This is a genomic window from Undibacterium sp. GW821-FHT11H02, from assembly GCF_058808015.1.
This window is the reverse complement of the sequence record NZ_JBXARG010000032.1, coordinates 1-16,653: the sequence shown is the minus strand read 5'-3', so window position 1 is coordinate 16,653 and position 16,653 is coordinate 1. Positions and strand designations below refer to the sequence as shown.

Annotated in this window: 13 protein-coding genes; 7 read left to right on the top strand and 6 right to left on the bottom strand. The window is 46.7% G+C overall.

Features of this window, described 5'->3' with window-relative positions; translation table 11 throughout:
• Positions 1–706 precede the first annotated feature (706 nt).
• Together ygjK and AC1RR2_RS20320 are read right to left on the bottom strand one after the other, a co-directional pair.
• The gene (gene ygjK / locus AC1RR2_RS20325; protein ID WP_493224108.1) at positions 707–3,250 is read right to left on the bottom strand and encodes an alpha-glucosidase; all 2,544 of its coding nucleotides are present in this window, start codon (positions 3,248–3,250) and stop codon (positions 707–709) included.
• Between the two features lie 359 nt (positions 3,251–3,609).
• A complete protein-coding gene (locus AC1RR2_RS20320; RefSeq protein ID WP_493224107.1) occupies positions 3,610–4,815 on the bottom strand; it encodes an HPP family protein in 1,206 nt (401 codons plus the stop codon).
• Between the two features lie 172 nt (positions 4,816–4,987).
• On the opposite strand from AC1RR2_RS20320, the gene AC1RR2_RS20315 reads away from it, so the two are divergent.
• A complete protein-coding gene (locus tag AC1RR2_RS20315; protein WP_493224119.1) occupies positions 4,988–5,200 on the top strand; it encodes a DUF3079 domain-containing protein in 213 nt (70 codons plus the stop codon).
• Positions 5,201–5,485: 285 nt separating this feature from the next.
• Positions 5,486–6,250 (top strand): hypothetical protein, encoded by a 765-nt coding sequence (locus AC1RR2_RS20310; RefSeq protein WP_493224106.1) that lies wholly within the window; start codon positions 5,486–5,488, stop codon positions 6,248–6,250.
• A 164-nt stretch (positions 6,251–6,414) separates the two neighbouring features.
• Here the strand turns inward: AC1RR2_RS20310 and AC1RR2_RS20305 are convergent, their stop codons facing one another.
• Positions 6,415–7,314, bottom strand: coding sequence for an acyl-CoA thioester hydrolase/BAAT C-terminal domain-containing protein (locus tag AC1RR2_RS20305; protein ID WP_493224105.1), 900 nt, complete (start codon positions 7,312–7,314; stop codon positions 6,415–6,417).
• Entirely contained in the window at positions 7,311–7,778 is a 468-nt protein-coding gene (locus tag AC1RR2_RS20300) for a helix-turn-helix domain-containing protein (protein ID WP_493224104.1), read from the bottom strand. Before AC1RR2_RS20300 ends, AC1RR2_RS20305 begins: the two co-directional genes overlap by 4 nt.
• Positions 7,779–8,213: 435 nt before the next feature.
• On the opposite strand from AC1RR2_RS20300, the gene AC1RR2_RS20295 reads away from it, so the two are divergent.
• From AC1RR2_RS20295 to AC1RR2_RS20285, 3 genes are all read left to right on the top strand, one after another.
• Complete coding sequence (locus tag AC1RR2_RS20295) at positions 8,214–9,668, top strand: sensor domain-containing protein (protein WP_493224103.1); 1,455 nt, start codon at positions 8,214–8,216, stop codon at positions 9,666–9,668.
• A 669-nt stretch (positions 9,669–10,337) separates the two neighbouring features.
• Complete coding sequence (locus AC1RR2_RS20290) at positions 10,338–11,054, top strand: substrate-binding periplasmic protein (protein WP_493224102.1); 717 nt, start codon at positions 10,338–10,340, stop codon at positions 11,052–11,054.
• A 584-nt stretch (positions 11,055–11,638) separates the two neighbouring features.
• Positions 11,639–12,607 carry a dihydrodipicolinate synthase family protein gene (locus AC1RR2_RS20285; RefSeq protein WP_493224101.1) on the top strand — a complete coding sequence of 323 codons (969 nt, stop codon included), beginning with the start codon at positions 11,639–11,641 and terminating at the stop codon, positions 12,605–12,607.
• 280 nt (positions 12,608–12,887) lie between these two features.
• On the opposite strand, the gene AC1RR2_RS20280 is transcribed toward AC1RR2_RS20285, so the two are convergent.
• The gene (locus AC1RR2_RS20280; RefSeq protein ID WP_493224100.1) at positions 12,888–13,205 is read right to left on the bottom strand and encodes a CcdB family protein; all 318 of its coding nucleotides are present in this window, start codon (positions 13,203–13,205) and stop codon (positions 12,888–12,890) included.
• Complete coding sequence (locus AC1RR2_RS20275; RefSeq protein ID WP_493224099.1) at positions 13,206–13,442, bottom strand: type II toxin-antitoxin system CcdA family antitoxin; 237 nt, start codon at positions 13,440–13,442, stop codon at positions 13,206–13,208.
• 543 nt (positions 13,443–13,985) lie between these two features.
• On the opposite strand from AC1RR2_RS20275, the gene AC1RR2_RS20270 reads away from it, so the two are divergent.
• Positions 13,986–15,005, top strand: a complete 1,020-nt coding sequence (locus AC1RR2_RS20270) for an alpha/beta fold hydrolase (RefSeq protein ID WP_493224098.1) — start codon at positions 13,986–13,988, stop codon at positions 15,003–15,005.
• A 508-nt stretch (positions 15,006–15,513) separates the two neighbouring features.
• The gene (locus tag AC1RR2_RS20265; protein ID WP_493224097.1) at positions 15,514–16,281 is read left to right on the top strand and encodes a substrate-binding periplasmic protein; all 768 of its coding nucleotides are present in this window, start codon (positions 15,514–15,516) and stop codon (positions 16,279–16,281) included.
• Positions 16,282–16,653 lie beyond the last annotated feature (372 nt).

Sequence of the window (16,653 nt, the reverse complement as noted above, 5' to 3'; positions counted from 1 at the left end):
AAACGTCGGATTGGCCTGTACCACTCCTGCACTAGCAAGGGCTGGGATAAGTGACCAGCACGTTATAGTAAATACCCAAACAATTAGTTTCATTGAAATTCTCATTTTGTAAGCTAAAAAAATGACGCGACCCGTCGTCATGCTGATACCTGTGACACTGATCGCAGCGAATAAAAAAATACCTCGCTTGACTGCATGATTTTGCAAAAGCTAACAGTATTTTTGCCGGTAGCGCATCTTGCAAATCAAATGTGGAGAAACTGTGGAGGGTGTGTAAGCGTCCAACCGAGAACCATTAAACTTCCCCGTTAATTCGTCAAGACGGATTGAGGAGAGTGAACTATGGGCAGTGTAAATCAGACGGCAAAGCAATCAAAAGTAGAGAAGCTGGCGTACTGGTGCGATTCACGCAACCACACGACGGAGCAAAAGGCACGACAGTAATTTGAGATAGCCGTGTGGTGGCGTTATAGAAACATTTTTATCGCGGTGATTTGCCAGTATTTGGTTCGACTTCTTGACTACTGGGGGGCTAATGGGTGACCCTAAAATTCTGCTTTTCCTTGTTCGCTCTGGTCATGAATCACCGAGTTGACCTCTTTTTCCGTATATTGGTCTGTACACATCACAGGATCACGCACCACAAACCATATATTTGCAACACGCTATCCCAACTCAAATCCTCATCCTCTTCTTCGCTAGTCGATTAGGGATTTGTGTGCAGATTTTTCTTCATGGCATGCATCAAAATTTCACGATCGATCATCCATAGATGGGCAGCGGTCCAGCTGAAATTGCCTGGTCCTTGGCCTGCACCGGTCAGAGGATCGTAGTTTTCGCGCAGTGGCCGCGCATCATTGATGCCTTCGGCACGGCTCACAAATTGCTTCGCGAAGGCCTGTGCGAGTTTGCTGTGTCCATAGTTTTGCATGCCCTTCAAGGCGAAGTAAACTTGATCGACCCAGACTCGGCCGCGCCAATAACTAGTCGGATGAAACGCTGGATTGCTCAACGCTGCAGTGGGGAGGGGCAGGTAGCTAGCGAACTCCTTACTGTCGCGCCAATGGGTGATCACCGCTTGTGCGTGTTGAGCATCTGCAGCGTTCGCCCACAATACGGCAAAGGCTTCACTGCCGCGCCCGCGCTTGGTCAGTAATGCACCATCGGCACAGCCACGTTGATCGAGCTGATGGGTCGTCGTGATTTTTCTGTCGTAGAAATAGCCACTCGCCGCATCGAAGAAACAAGCATTGATTTTAATTTTTAATTGTGCTGCCGCACGCTGCCAAGCGCGCGCTTCCTGGTGTAAGCCAAGTCTTTGTGCCATCTTGGCGAGATACAGTTTGTCCGCGTATAAGAAGGCATTCAGGTCAACGGATTCTTGATTCATGGAGTAGCCCAGTAAGCTAGTATCGTCAGCGCGATTTTCAAAAAAGTCGACTTGCCAATCTTGGCGTGCCGCTTGCAAATCACCACGATGTGCGTGCTCAGCATACTTCGCCAATTGATCATCGTCGATGAAGCCAAAGCGAGCGGCGTTATCCATACCCGATTCATAACCCGTGGCCTCTTGTGCTGGAGCGTAGGGTGCCAAACCTTCACGTTGTGCTTGGCGGTAGAGGGAAATGCCATAGCAGACCAGGGGTTTATGACTTGTCTCTGAGATTTGCTTTTCACAGCGTGATAACCATGCTGGGGGAGGCTTAGCGATCGTGAATTTCAATTCGCCTTGTTGATTATTATGTTCAGGGTGGCGGGTCGCGCCAAACTCAACGAGACCATTGGAGTTGGTGTCGCGATGGCTATACCACCATTGATGAAAGGCTTTTAGCTTGGGATACACTTCGCGCAGCCAAGCCTTGTCCTGGCTGGTTTCAAAAATTCGCCAACTAGCCCAACTCGCCAATGGTGGCTTGGTATTGCGTTCATTCCAATTACTGCCGTCGCCTCCACGGAATGCATCGCGGTTATAACAGACGTCATCGATGATCATGCCAGCATCTTGAGCGCGTAGCTCATCATTGCTTTGAATTTGCGTTGAGAGCATAGAGCGCATTTGTTGCTTAGCTAATTGCGGATCGATGTCGGCTAAGGCATAAGCGTGCTTAAAACTATCCCAACCCCACATGCAGTTAAACCAGCGCGAGGTAGTCGATGGCACTACGCCATCATAGGCCAAAGCACCAGCAGGATGGCGCCAGTTACTGAGCATGGTCTCTAGCGCTTTGTTTTGTAACGAGGTGCTAGCCTTGTTCGCGAATGCTTGCCAATCGCGCGTAGCTTGAGCCCAGGCTTTCTGCGGTTCTTGCATGCTGAGCTGTGCACTGCTTTCAGCCAATTTGAGATCTTGTTGATCCAATGCGTAATGGTGGGCGCTGTAAGTAGTGAAAGTCGCGCCCGCAGCGATGGTGATAGGCGCACTGAGACTGCTGTAGGCGAGCTGGTTAATCTCAGTGCTGCTTGCAAGTTGGCGTGTGATCCAATATCGACCATGCCCGGAGATCATCAGATCGTTCGGCGAGCGCAGTCGACCGAGTTCGAGATAGAGAGCATGTTGGTCAGCATGGAGTCGTCGCTGCCACGCGGGGAATTTGTCCGTGATATCGGAAGTGAAAGGCTTTTTCTCTGCTGCCGCGGCCTCTTTCGTTTGCCACTGTGTCAGTAATTCTCCATGCCATCGTAATTGAAATTGGCGCGCTTCTTGACTGCGATTTTGTATACTCGTTCTAATCAAGGCACTGTGTCCAGAAATGAAGCGTAACTGTAAGTTTAGTTGTATGTTCTGATTCGATGCGGGCCAGATCAGCGTTTGCGAGAGTTCACCCTTGCTGGCATCAAAGCGCCATTCGGCCTGTGCTTTGTCTAAGGGCTGCTGAGTGTTGGCATCGATCAACTCCAAAGTATCGAAGGCGCGTGCCAGGTAGACCGCATATTCCTCGGCCACAATCATAGGACCGTTAAATCCACCACGTTCCTCAAGTTTCTCGGGCAAGAGTAAGCCATGCCAACTGCCGCGATCAAACCAAGCCGAGTGCTTTTGATTCGCATAGCGATCAAAATCTTGCATGGCTTGCGGCGAACCCCGACGGTCTATGCTGTGAGGTGTGCTCTGGGTCGCCTTTTGCATTTTGGCGGAAGCAAAGCAGTTTGGTGTGAAGCTCACGATGGCGCTGGCAAACAGCATTAGAGCGGGAACTAAGCTGCCCAGTTTTATAAGCTGTTTTGCCAATGCGGAAGAAGATGGAATCATGATTAGACCAGATATGGGTTAAATATATCAAGCTGCAATCATAAGTCACAAGCGGCTGGGACTCGAGTGCTTTTTCAGCATCATTGCGAGTATCTCAGTGATAGCACCTGATCCTCAAAGTGAATGATGGTAGGCGGTCTGGGTGGTGCGGTGACTTGAACCCAGATTTTCCATTGGGCGCACCTGCGGTGCTATTTGCGTGCTGACGGCGCATTTTCGGCTATTTTTGCTACTCTTCGTTGCTAATAGCTCGCTATTAGCGCCTCATTCGCATCAAAACTATCTCGAAAAGTGCATCCGTCTTCATCGCAAATCCCAATGGAAATTCTGGGTTGAATGGCGTTAGACCGCCAAGTTGATCAAGGCGTCTGAGCGGTATCTATATCCTGCATTTGCCGCATTTGTATCTGATAGAGCGCGGCGATGAGATCAGATTGGGTGACGATGCCGCACAGTTTCTGGTGATTGTCGACCACGGGAATAGAATGCAAGCCGCGGTCACTGAACAGCGTCACCAATTCAAGAATATTGCTGTCCATTGATGCCGTGATCGGATTCGCGCTCATAATGTGTCCGACAACCTGGGCAGAGCTACCACTGATGTCGCGTGCTTGGTCTAGCACTTGCCGCAAGCGTAGGTCAAAATCGTGGTAAACATCGAGCCCTGCATGTTTGAGAAAGTCGATGAGACTGATGACGCCGATCACAGCACCGGCTTGATCGAGCACAGGTAGGCTACCGATTTTGTGTGTGCGCAACAATTGCCAGCCATGTTCTAACGGGGTTTCGAACTCGACCGTGACGATGTGACGCGACATGATATCGCGACAACGGATGAGGCCGTGATGACGTTGGTGGACTTGGATTTCGCTGAGTGTGATGAGCTCGCGTAAATCAGCGCGACTGATGTCGAGCAATTTGCCATGGCGCGCCAAGGCAGCATCGAGGTCGGCATCAGCGACGCCGAGTCTGCTGCTAATTGTTGGATCACTCGTGCGATGCAGGTTGTTCGCATTAGTCGCTTGCTGCGGATACTGCGTTCCTTGCAATCTGTGAAAAAAAACTGCGCACAAAACTAAACTGAGCGATTGCAGCGCTACGGGTGCAAGTGCGTAGTACCACGACAGCGTAGTGATGGAAGGGCCGCCCATCACAGCAAGCAATGCGATAGCCCCTCCCGCAGGGTGGAGGCTGCGCAGCATAAACATAGCGAGTATAGCCAAGCCCACGGCCAGTGCCGCGGTCGCTGGCTGGCTAGGTAATAATTGCGCACAAGCAATGCCCACTAAGGCCGAGACGCTATTGCCGACGATAACGAGCCAGGGTTGCGCCAACGGGCTTGAAGGAAAACTGAAAATCAAGACCGCACTTGCGCCCATAGGCGCAATCAGTAGCGGGATACCATTCCGTCCGAATAGTATATAACTGAACCAACTTGCACAAAGTAAGCCACACAGTGCGCCTAAACTGGCACGCCATCGTTCGCGCCAACCGATCTTATTGGCAGACGGCGCGAAGCCTCGCAATAGGCTACGAAAATCATCGAGATAAAAGCTGATCTTCAAACGCGCGCCTCGTTGTGAGAGCTGAAATGGCGATTGTCAAATAACTCTTGTGGAAAGCGAGCGAAAGCAGCACTGCAATAGTGATTTTCTTGTCCTGCGTCAAAAAAAAGCCGGGCTGTCGATGGCGCGTATGGTCAAAGCAGACATTCAGTGCCAAAGTACCGACATGCATCTGATCAAGAAATTTCCTTTACATCCCGCTCATCCCGAACGCCTGTGTTGGGGCTGTGATCGTTATTGTGCGGCCGACGCGCTGGCTTGTGGCAATGGTTCGGATCGCACCGCCCATCCTGTGGAATTATTTGGCGATGACTGGTATATCGATACGCTGTCAGACAGCGCACCTTCAGTAGAAATAAAAACTACGGGTGATCATCGTCATTAGCATCAATACTGGCTCACACATTACGATGAGCAGTAACAGGTACAAGGCAGCAGCAAACTCAATACGCAATACCTAATACCTAATACGTGATACCTAATACATAAAGGCCTGTCCCCAACTCCCTTCTCAAAAAATCGAGCTCCAATCAATGATGACAACGGAGCGCGAATAGCAGTCTCCAACCTTGTGTGAGACTTTCAGCGGAGGAAAAGGTGCTTTCTTCGGATACAATAGTTTGTAGAGTAAACTTATACCTTTTCTTGTAGGCAGTATGTGGAATTATTAATGAAAAATTTGCGAATTCGCCTATTAATTGCCGCTTGCCTATGCATTCCCTTAGCCTCCTTAGGTTCGACCGTGCGCGCTGAGGATGTTGTCACTGTCGCTTGGCGGGTTAAGCCACCACATCAATATACCGTTGATGGACAGCCGAGAGGCGTCTTAGTGGAACGGGTAAAAAAAGTTTTTTCACTAGCAAAAATCAAGACGCAATTTGTCGAAGAGCCGACAAATAGAATTTTCTATAATTTTAAGAATGGAAGAAAAAACTATTGCTCATTTGGTTTGTATTATGTTGCCGAACGTGAATCCTTTGCCCAATACAGCCGAGTATTTCATAGGGACGCACCGCAAACCATTTTAGTCAGCCCGCAAGCGTTCCAATTGGTCTCTGCGCACACAACGCTGACATCGCTTTTAGCCGATCCTAAGCTGACACTCGGTGTTGTCGATACCTCTTCTTACGGCCCGGAACTAGATGCCATGATCAAGGCTGGCAAGAACAAGATCCTGCGCAGCACTACCCTACAAGCGAATTTGGCACGCATGATTGCGACCAATCGTGCCTCATTCATGTTTGTGGACAGGACGGACTGGGAATACCTGAAGAAAAATGACGAACATGTGAAGGGCGCTTCACAAATCGACTTGCCTGATTTGCCGCCTAGCCAAAACCGCTACATTTTATGCAGTAAAGACATCAGCGCTGCACAGATGGAACGCATCAACAAGGCCATTCAAAAAGTCTATGTAGCAAAGTCCGATAATTAATCAAGAACAGCATCAATCAGCTTCAGGGTCAAACCTAAGGTTTGACATTTAACATCAGTCACCACGAATCACCGTCGCGTCACTACGCCAACATGTTTCCCGGCTTGTTCAAGCGTGTAGTGTCCGCTTAAGTAAGCTTGCGCCCTGCCTTGTGTCCAGATGCACTAAGGAAGTTCGCTCTGACATTCAGGCTTACTTCGTTTGAGTTCCCCATGTAAAAACTGTTCGACTAAGTCAAAGTGTTTTAATGGTGCACTGTGATTACCATCAATTGCGGTGTGCAACACAGGATAGGGGAAAGATTTTTCTTTGAATCGTTTTACCATCATCTCGGACATTTCTGTTGACGGCCACATTTCATCTTGCTTAGCCGATAAAAGCATCACCGGACCATTGATTTTCTCGACGGAAATTGCAGCCTGATTCATCGCATGATGATCCTCCATCATGGTAGCAAATGCTGCGCGAAGGTCGCGTCTCATTAAAGCAGGATAAGTTGCTGGCGTCACAGGAACGAACGGCAACAACTTACCATGATGACTCCAACCTGGCGTATCCATCGTCATGGTCAGCGCCGGAAACACCGCGCTTCCGGCGACAATTCCAATTACAGCATCGTAGTCGGAATACAAACTGCCCAATAGGAGCGCTAATTCAGCACCACGTGAGCCTCCCATCACAATAATGCATTCACGGTTAATTTCATTTGCCTTCGCCGCGTCCATCACGGCAGCGTGAACAGCTTCTATCGCAATACGGTCAAGCTTGGCGGGACTATCTTTGGTAGCAAAATAGCCCATTGCGAGCACAGCATAGCCTTGGTCGAGAAAGCGGTCTCGCTGTCCTTTCCAAAAATTGCTGGCCCAAGGATTGCCGCCTTCAGAACCACCCAAACCAACGATCAAAGCCTGCTTTTTGCCCTTGCCTAAAAATAATTGCTGGCTCACCTGACCATGACGTTCTGGCCAAGCACCATTGCTATCCGATGCCTTGGTCACTTTGGAAATCAACAAAGCAATCAGCAAATAGACACAAAAAAAACCACTCAATAATTTACGGCTCATGATTTGTCCCTTCCCATACGTTTATCCAATTGTCTCTTTTCCCAATTCGCGCCAAAAAAAGCTTTACTATCAAACAAATCAATTGCTTGATAAGCCAACCAAAAACCCCAACCGACCGCCAAGCCAATACCATTACGAATTTCGCCGTTGTGTAGATACGATGCCAGGCAAATCAATGGCACGATGATTAGATATGCTGCTAATTCGACGATGAAGTGTCGAATCTTGCGAATATCCTCCAAATGATTTTTCTCTTCTTCACTTAATTGGTTTTCATCGACAGCCTCAGTCAAGCCCAGCTCCACGATAGGGACTTCAAATACCGCAGCTAAACACTTTGCTGTTTCAGCGGTCGCTGGCTGCCCCTTTTCTAGACGTTGTATCGTGCGTTGACTGAGACCACTAAATTCCGCCAACTGTGCTTGCGTCCACCCCTTGGAGACGCGAAGATTCTTTATCGACATCGTATTTTCCTACATGACAAAATGAACATTCAGTGTACGAGAAAAGCCAACATCAGGCCATGAATTGAGACGACAGCAAGGCGACACCAAGGCGACTTTGGATAAAAAAGAATCGTAAAACGAGCCAAAACACAAAAAAGCATTACTAGAATGGACCTTACAAAGGGCGCAGCAATCTAGAAATTTCTACACCACCATGACAATAACGACATAAATCACGCCTACTCCGGCATCCTCAATGTGTCTGTTTATTGCAATATGTCAGCTATCTTAAGGAATTATAGGTTTAAGATAGAAAGCATTCATTAAGCGAATTCTCATTCAATAATTCAATTGGATCGTGAGATAAATTGTGAATTTCGAGATGCCAATTTGTAATTCGTGGGCTCGAAATACCTAGTCAAAAATGAGCAAGAATACTCAGTCTGGAAATGTATGAACCAACAAATGCTCTCGCTGGCGAATTTCACAGAAGACAATCTGCGAGCCATACTTCAAGCACTGCCCGCACTGATTTGGCTGAAAGATGCCGATGGTGTTTATCTTGCCTGTAACGAGCGCTTCGAACAATTTTTTGGCGCATTGGAAAAAGACATCATTGGTCGTACCGACTATGATTTTGTCAGCAAAGAACTCGCCGATTCCTTCCGTGCCCACGACCTGTTAGCCATGCAAAAAGGCGGCCTCAACGTCAACGAAGAATGGATAAGCTTTGCCAATGACGGACACCGTGAGCTAGTCGAAACCAGTAAAACACCTTTACACAATGCCGACGGCAAACTCATTGGTGTTTTAGGTATTTCGCACGACATCACTGAACGCAAACAATTGGAGAAATACGAAAAATTTCGCAGCTCCACCTTGGAACTGCTGGCCAAAAATATCCCTTTGCCCAGCGTTTTAGAAGCCATCGTGCGCGGTGTTGAGCTAATGCATAACGACATCATGTGCAGCATTTTATTGCTCGATGAAGAAGGCAAACATCTGGTAGATGGCGTCGCCCCCAGTTTGCCTAGCTTCTACAACCAAGCCATCAATGGCGTCGCGATAGGCTTAGGCGTTGGCTCATGTGGAACTGCTGCATTTTTAGGGCAACGTGTGGTGGTGGACGACATCGCCAGCCATGCTTATTGGGTGCCGTATACCGAACTAGCAGCACAAGCAGGTTTGGGCTCATGTTGGTCGCAACCGATACTCTCGTCCGAGTTGCAAGTATTGGGAACCTTCGCCATCTACCACCAAGAAAAAAATGCACTCGCTGATTTGGATGTCTACATCATTGAACAATCGGCACAGCTTGCCAGCATCGCCATCGAACGCAAACGCATAGAATTAAAAGTGCAGCATATGGCTTTCCATGATGCTCTCACTGGCCTGCCCAATCGTAGTCTGCTGTACGACAGGCTAGAACAAACCAAGGCCGCATGCAAACGTCATCATCGTTTTGCCGCCGTGTTGTTCATCGACCTCGATAATTTCAAACCACTCAATGATGAATATGGTCACAGCGCTGGCGATTTACTGCTGCAAGAAGTAGCGCAACGCATCAGTCTCTGCGTACGCGAAGTCGATACCGTGGCGCGTTTCGGTGGCGATGAATTTGTGGTGGTCCTTAGCGATTTAGATGCCGAGCTAACACAAGCCGAACAGCTAGCCTGCAGCATCGCAGAAAAAATACTCACATCCTTATCCGCGCCTTATCAACTCGATATTCCAAACGCGCACAAAAAAAGCAGCATTCAACACCACTGCAGCGCCAGCATCGGCGTCGTCCTCCTGCGCCACCTGCAAAACAATGACATCGACATCGTCAAATTAGCCGATCAAGCGATGTACCAAGCCAAAGCCACAGGCCGCAATAAAATCTACTTCCTAGACAGCAAACCCTAAATTCTAGGGCAGCCTAATCGCTAGAGATTTAAAGCGGGACTGACAGTTGCGCAGCATTTTGGCACACGCAGGATTCAACCCAGAATTTGCATTGGGATTTGAGGCGATGGTGGATGCACTTTTCGAGGCAGTTTTTACGTGAATGAGGCGCAAATAGCTAGCTATTTGCAACGAAGAACGAAAAAAATGACCGAAAATGCGCCGCCAGCGCTCAAATAGCGTCGAAGACGCGCCTAATGGAAAATCTGGGTTCAATGCGATGTATTACGGCAATTCAAGTAGGTAGGAAATTTCTTGCACCAAGATCGCTGTATGGAAACGAATGTGTGATGGGATTACAAACATAAATTTGTCGCAGTAATTTACGCGTATTTGGTTAGGCTGCATGGCTATCAAAAGCTAATGGCTAAGCTCTGGTTTTCACACTCAATTTTTATCAAGAGGGTCCCTTCGAGTTGGTAAAATATTTTCTAGAATCAATTTTTTTAGAGTATGCTCATGCGTATGAAGACGAGATTCGATTTGTTATTATTGACTTCAGTTCGGACACGATTATCATCGTTCGCAACGGCATTCAAATCGGCCAACACACGCGCCGGTTCACAATCACTTTATTTTTGCGCATCTAAAAATGACTACAGAAAATATATTTTTCTACTTGCCATCTTAGTGAGCCCTGCGCTCCCTGCAGCGGAAAAATCTAATCTCAAGTCCATCACGGTGGATGACAATTATCCCTACAATTTTCTTAGTGGTGGACGCATCCAAGGAATGGGATATGAAGTGACCAAACTATTAGCTGAGCGTGCTGGATTTCAGCTTGAAACTGACGTCGTGCCCTGGTCTAGGGCCTTACTAACGGCACGAGAGCAGCCTAACGTTTTATTATTTAGCATTATCAGAATTCCTGAGAGAGAAAACGATTTTTATTGGATAGGTCCAATCGGACAAACCGAAGAATGGTTGTATCGATTATCCAGTCGCAATGATTTCGCGATCAGAAATTTGGACGACGTGAAGCCTTACGTTGTAGGCGATGTTGCAAACAATTCCGTGGTTCCCTATCTTCGACATTTAGGCGTCAAAGTTGATACGGCGCCTGACAACACCTCGAATTGTCGAAAATTCAAATACGGACGCGTCGATTTCGTCGTCATTAATCCGGAAGGCGTAAATGCATTTCTTAACTTATGCGAGCTCAGTCATTCCCAAATCGAAAAGGTTTTATTCTTAAAATCCAGCGATCTCTATATCGCTTTTAGTAAGCGGTCCGACCCGCAATTGGTGGCGCAGCTTTCCGAACAATTTGCAAAAATGGTCAAAGACAAGAGTGTGGAAAAAATTGCTGCAAAATGGCTGAATAAGTCGACTTCCACATCCAAATAGATTTATTCAATTTCTTTAAAAAATGTGGTCACCATTAGCCCCCCGGTAGGCAAGTAGTCGAACCAAATATTCGCAAATTTATCTCGATAAAAAATATCGCTATAACGCCACCACGCGTCTATCACTAAATACCGACGTGCCTTTTGTTTCAATTGTGTGCTCGCGTAAATCGCAGCTTCCCCCATGTGGCTCTGGCATGGTGCTGAACTTACACTTACGATCAAGCGATTCGGTTGAATATTTCGGCAAAATGAATTAATATATTAACGGTATATTTAGAATATGATGTTCTGTGGGCTTAATTCCCTATCCTTCGTGGTGAAAGGAAATATGATGAGTGGGTGTCTGTGGTTCCGGTTGTTCTGATATAAAAGATAATTGTTCGATCTCGATAGCAAAGACAATTTGCGTTCAGGGATCAACCGAAGTTTGGCATGATTTGGCATGTAATGGGCATAGAGCATTAATTTAAGCTCTTTGAGAACCTAAGCCAATAAGCCTCCAGTGTTACCGAAGCTAGTTGAACTGTTCTGATGTATTTGGGGCAATTTATACAATAATGTTTTTAAATAATGGGAAATATGATGGAAACGAATAGTAAAGATTGGCGATATACGGTGATGCCGGCCGTGTTTACATGGCTAAAAGAGTCAGAATCTGGCGCCCTCGAAATTGACTTTGATGAGACAAGAAGACAAGCCGCATCAGTTTTAAAAGCGCAGGGTAAGGGCGGCAGCCGATTTGGTGGATTGGTCGCGTCTGGTACGCTCGGTGAAAACAGTTATCTGACTCCCGAACAGCGTCTCGCTTTACTCAAATCTCTATCTGACGTTGCTAAAGAATACGATGTCCCTTTGATCAGTGGCGCCGCCGCAGAAACCAAGGAAGCGCTTGCGACTATCATTGAAGGACTCGCAGCGGTTGGTGTGAATACCGTCATGGTCATGCCGCCAAAAACCAAGGAAGCTCCTTCTGAAGAAGAAATGTATGCCTACTACGCGCTTGCTGCAGCCACTGCAAAAAAAGTAGGCGTCACCATCATGCCGTATAACAATCCTGATGCAGCCGGATATCATGCGCTGTCAATCGATCTTCTGAGAAAACTCTCTGCGCTACCGGAAGTAGTCGCACTCAAAATATCGACGCTCGATGTGTCAATTATCGAAACGCTGATCGTAGAAAACAAAGATTTAAAAATCTTGGCAGGTGTGGATTCCGTCACTGTGCATGCAGGACTGGCTGGCGCATGCGGTGGGATTACCGGGGTAGGGACCATCTTCCCCAAAGCAAGTATTACGATGCAAGAGCACGTCTTAAAAGGCGAATGGGCTGAGGCAAACAAAATTTCTCAAGCACTCAATTCCATCTCCTATCTCGATGCGCAGCCTTTGCTGTTGGAATATCTCAAGCTTGCTATGGGAATTCATCATAATGACGTTGAAGGTGGACTTCGTACCTATGGTAAGAAATTAACTCAACAGCAAATTGATGATGTCCGTGCAAGATATCTTCTTGCAAAACAAAGACTGGAACTTCTCGATTTGGCGGACTGATTCTTGCAAATAGAGGACTTATGCAACATTGCGCTAGCGTCTGATTTGCGTAAGTCCTAACATATTCAAAAAACGAGAGCGGAACGAGGGTCAAGCCTTACATTTGACGGAACGAGGGTCAAGCCTTACATTTGACACTAGGCATTCAGTACACCACGCTCTTTTTGTTTCACAGCACGACTAACGGTCGCGTAACTGATACCAAAGTACCTGCCTACTTGCTAGACCCGAACCCTGCCTAATCTAAAGTCATTTTCTTGGTGCCTATTTTTTGTACCAGTTAATACGCACCAAATACTCTGTCTAAAGCATCAAGGATAGTTGCCTGAAATGCAGACGCGGTGCCCACTTTTTCCTTCAACTCGATCAATGGGATTGCAGCTAGCTGCGGTGTATCTAGCAAATATTTTTTGCCATTGACCATAATAATAGGAAACAAATCGCCCGGCGCTTCTACGTTCTTAAAAGCGGTCAAATGACGTAATGGAATGACGATACGTGTCGCCAATCCACTGATCACATTACTTTGTACCTCGATCAAAAAAGGCGTGGTCTTTTTGCTTTTTCCGGTATTCGCATACACATCAAAGCGCGCCATTTAAAACCCCCGCCATTCTGCCAATGCCACGCCTTCCTCTTCTACTTTTTGATTATAGACTTTGATAAATGCGGCATTTTTTTCATTCCACTCACGTTCTTGTTCAGCACGTATCTTTTCACGCAGACTTTGTTCGCACACTTGTGAAATGTTAATCCCCAACTCCTTAGCGCTAAGGTACACATCCAGGGGTAAGCTAATGTTTGTGGCTTTTTTTGATGGACTTGTTTGTTTCATTTTTAGCTCCAGAATAGCAAAATACCACACGCCAATACGCATTTATTATACATAAATTCATGCGCATAAATCTTGTTAAGGTCTTCTAGGAAAGTGAGACACTGATCTGGGACGATGAAATCCACCGACTATTGAGGAGTAAAGAAAGATCGGGGTTCAAGCCATACATTTGACATTCAACAATCAATCAACGCCACTCTGCTTCTGTTTTACGGCCCGACTAAGCGTCGCGCAACTTACCCCAAAATGGCTACCGACTTGCTCGAGTGTGTAGTGCCCACTTAGGTAGGCCAGAGCCATATTTTCGTTTCGCGTGTTTCCCAAATTCTTAATATAATCCTATGGTTGGATCGGAGCTTGTTAACATTCTTTTGACTTTAAGAATAAATCAAATTGCTTCTCGTTCTGACAACTCTTACAATCTCCACAACTAATTTTTAAGCAGCTGTAGACGTGCCGTGCAAAGAGCATTGGTAGCGGACACTGCTACGCGGTTCCTCCTTCGGGGTGCCGCACATCCAAAAACGTTTGAGTGAAGATAGGATGAAGAAAATATTCGTCAATATTGGTTATGGCATTCTTGGACTTATCCTGGTTCTTCTCATCGTCGGCATCATCTATGAGAACTTGGGTAGACAAAATGCTGCACAGAACTTTCCACCACCTGGCGAATTAGTCGATATTGGTGGTCGTCATATTCAATTGGATTGCCGCGGTTCGGGGAGCCCCACTGTCGTATTTCAATCGGGACTGGATATGGCAGGATCACTGAGCTGGTCGGCAGTTCATGACGAAATTGCGAAGACAACTCGGGCTTGTGCCTATAGTCGTGCTGGCATCATGTGGAGTGCCTCCCATGAGGCTCCGCAGCTTGCAAAATCGATTGCAGAGGACTTGCATGCTGCCTTGAAAAATTCCAAGGAAAAAGGTCCTTTAATCCTGGTAGGCCACTCGCTTGGCGGCCCTTACAACATGATCTACACGAAATACTTCGGTGCGGATGTAGCGGGATTGGTATTTGTTGATACTTCTAACCCGGATCAGATATCGCGCGGTAAAGCACTGGAAGTTTTAGAATCGGATTCGGCAAAATGGAAATGGAAGTTAGAGTCGAACTGGACGGCTTTTCTAGATAAATCAGGGGCTGCATTAAATTGGACCGGTATAGTTCGGCTCCTTTCAGCTATGGATGAAAAAGAGGGAAATTGGACTGAGTCCAATGATCAGGCGGTGAAAGCTTACGCGTCGACTTCAATTGCTCCATTTCGAAAGGAAGGAGACGCGTTTGAGCAAACATTGAATGAGGCGGGAACGTTTCGGCATCTTGGCGACCGCCCAATAGTTGTCTTGACAGCGGTGCCGCCCGTACCTAAACAAGAACTCTCCAAGATCGAAAAAGCAGCAAGAGAAAATTGGTCGTGGATGCAGGAAGATCAAGCAAAGTGGTCATCACAGAGTCAGCATCAGCTGGTACCTGATACGGGTCACTATATCCAACTTGATCGGCCTGCGGTTGTCATTGATGCAGTGCGGTCTGTGATCTCAAAAGTGCGTGAAAAATAGTCAGCGCAAATGTAAGGCATGACCCCGCGCTTTTGCATGATGAGCAATTAATCAATATGCAAGAACCTGAGAGAGATGATGATTGCAAATTTCAAATCAATCGATTATCGTAGAAGTCACAAGCAGAGGAAGTATGCAAAAAACAGAAACCCAGTGATGGAATTTTTCTCGGAAGCTAGACGCCAATCACGAATAGATTCTCGTCCAAATGGAGGCCTTTATTCTCACCTACCAAGACTCTGAACTTTTTTTGCACGATAACTGGGGGGCTCGGGCATAAACAACAAGCTCAAGAAACGACAACGGGTCGATTAGCTTGTCGATCTTTGGCAACCCATGTGCAATTCTAAGTAAATCCACTAAGGCCTCAAATTGATAGCCTCAGACCAATCGAGCGTTTTAAATAGAAACCTCTCAGGAAATCGCCATAATCGAAATCTATCCAATCACTTTGACCACTCGTTTAGAAACGTAAATTGTTGGCTTTGACAATCTAAAGAAGCAACATATGTACATAGAAAAATACATACAAACCAAGTCCTACAAGATCCTCCTGAGCATAGGACTGATTGCTATTTTCTTTGGGTTCACTGTGGACAGCTGGGCGCAGAATCAGCGTCAAACAATTCAAATCACCACCGAATTTAACTACCCTTACAACTTCCTTGATAAGGACACTGGCGCCATCTCTGGCAGAGCCGCAGACAAAGTACATGAGATCTTCAAACGCAGCCAAATCCCCTATCGCATGCAGATCATGAGTTGGAACCGTGCATTCGAGATGGCACGCAGCAACGCTGACACTTGTGTTTTCTCCACTTCAAGAAGTGCAGAGAGAGAGCCATTCTTTCAGTGGATTGGACCCATTGCTGTCGGTCATTGGGCAATTTTCGGCAGCCCCGATAAATTGGGAAAAATCACCAAATTAGAAGACATCAAGCAATCTCGAATAGGAACTCAATTTGGCACGATTGGGGTTGCCTATCTCACGGAACGCCACTTCCAAGTCGTCACCTCAACGGAGTCTATTACTACCTTCAAGAATGTCGCAGTCGGTCGTATTGATTACGCAACAACAGGTGACTCTCACGGAAAAAAAATAATTAAAGATAATCAACTTGGTGACAAAGTGGTTTGGTTATTCAACTACAACACCACGAATTACTACCTTGCGTGCAATGCACAAATGCCAACAGAAATCATGTCGATTTTAAACACAAGCCTGCGCGAGCTTAAAACGGATGGCACATCCGAAAAGATTGACAATCGATATTGAAACTAAGCTTGGAAGCGACTGAAGGAAGAATGCAGAGAAGAATAGAAGAATGGGGTCGAAGAATGGGGTCAGGCCTTACATTTGACATTCAGCAGTCAATCAACACCACTTTCTTTCTGTTTCACAGCCCGACTAACCGTCGCGTAACTTACCCCAAAATGGCTACCTACTTGCTCAAGCGTGTAGTGCCCGCTCAAGTATGCCAGTGCCATATTTTCGTTTCGCGTGTTTCCCAAATTAGCAAAATAATCCAATGGTTTGATCGGGGCTCGTTTTTGTTTCTTGGGGATGTCTTTGTAAACCTCCCTCAATCAGTGCCAGGTATTACTAGAGTTTTGAGGTTGGTGAAACAACCGGTATTCAACAGGGGTC

Excerpts from the sequence above, each read along its gene's own strand:
- AC1RR2_RS20280 (WP_493224100.1), bottom strand. The coding sequence starts at position 13,205 with ATGGCGCGCTTTGATGTGTATGCGAATACCGGAAAAAGCAAAAAGACC.
- AC1RR2_RS20265 (WP_493224097.1), top strand. The coding sequence starts at position 15,514 with ATGTACATAGAAAAATACATACAAACCAAGTCCTACAAGATCCTCCTG.
- ygjK (WP_493224108.1), bottom strand. The coding sequence starts at position 3,250 with ATGATTCCATCTTCTTCCGCATTGGCAAAACAGCTTATAAAACTGGGC.
- AC1RR2_RS20305 (WP_493224105.1), bottom strand. The coding sequence starts at position 7,314 with ATGAGCCGTAAATTATTGAGTGGTTTTTTTTGTGTCTATTTGCTGATT.
- AC1RR2_RS20310 (WP_493224106.1), top strand. The coding sequence starts at position 5,486 with ATGAAAAATTTGCGAATTCGCCTATTAATTGCCGCTTGCCTATGCATT.
- AC1RR2_RS20295 (WP_493224103.1), top strand. The coding sequence starts at position 8,214 with ATGAACCAACAAATGCTCTCGCTGGCGAATTTCACAGAAGACAATCTG.
- AC1RR2_RS20270 (WP_493224098.1), top strand. The coding sequence starts at position 13,986 with ATGAAGAAAATATTCGTCAATATTGGTTATGGCATTCTTGGACTTATC.
- AC1RR2_RS20275 (WP_493224099.1), bottom strand. The coding sequence starts at position 13,442 with ATGAAACAAACAAGTCCATCAAAAAAAGCCACAAACATTAGCTTACCC.
- AC1RR2_RS20300 (WP_493224104.1), bottom strand. The coding sequence starts at position 7,778 with ATGTCGATAAAGAATCTTCGCGTCTCCAAGGGGTGGACGCAAGCACAG.
- AC1RR2_RS20285 (WP_493224101.1), top strand. The coding sequence starts at position 11,639 with ATGGAAACGAATAGTAAAGATTGGCGATATACGGTGATGCCGGCCGTG.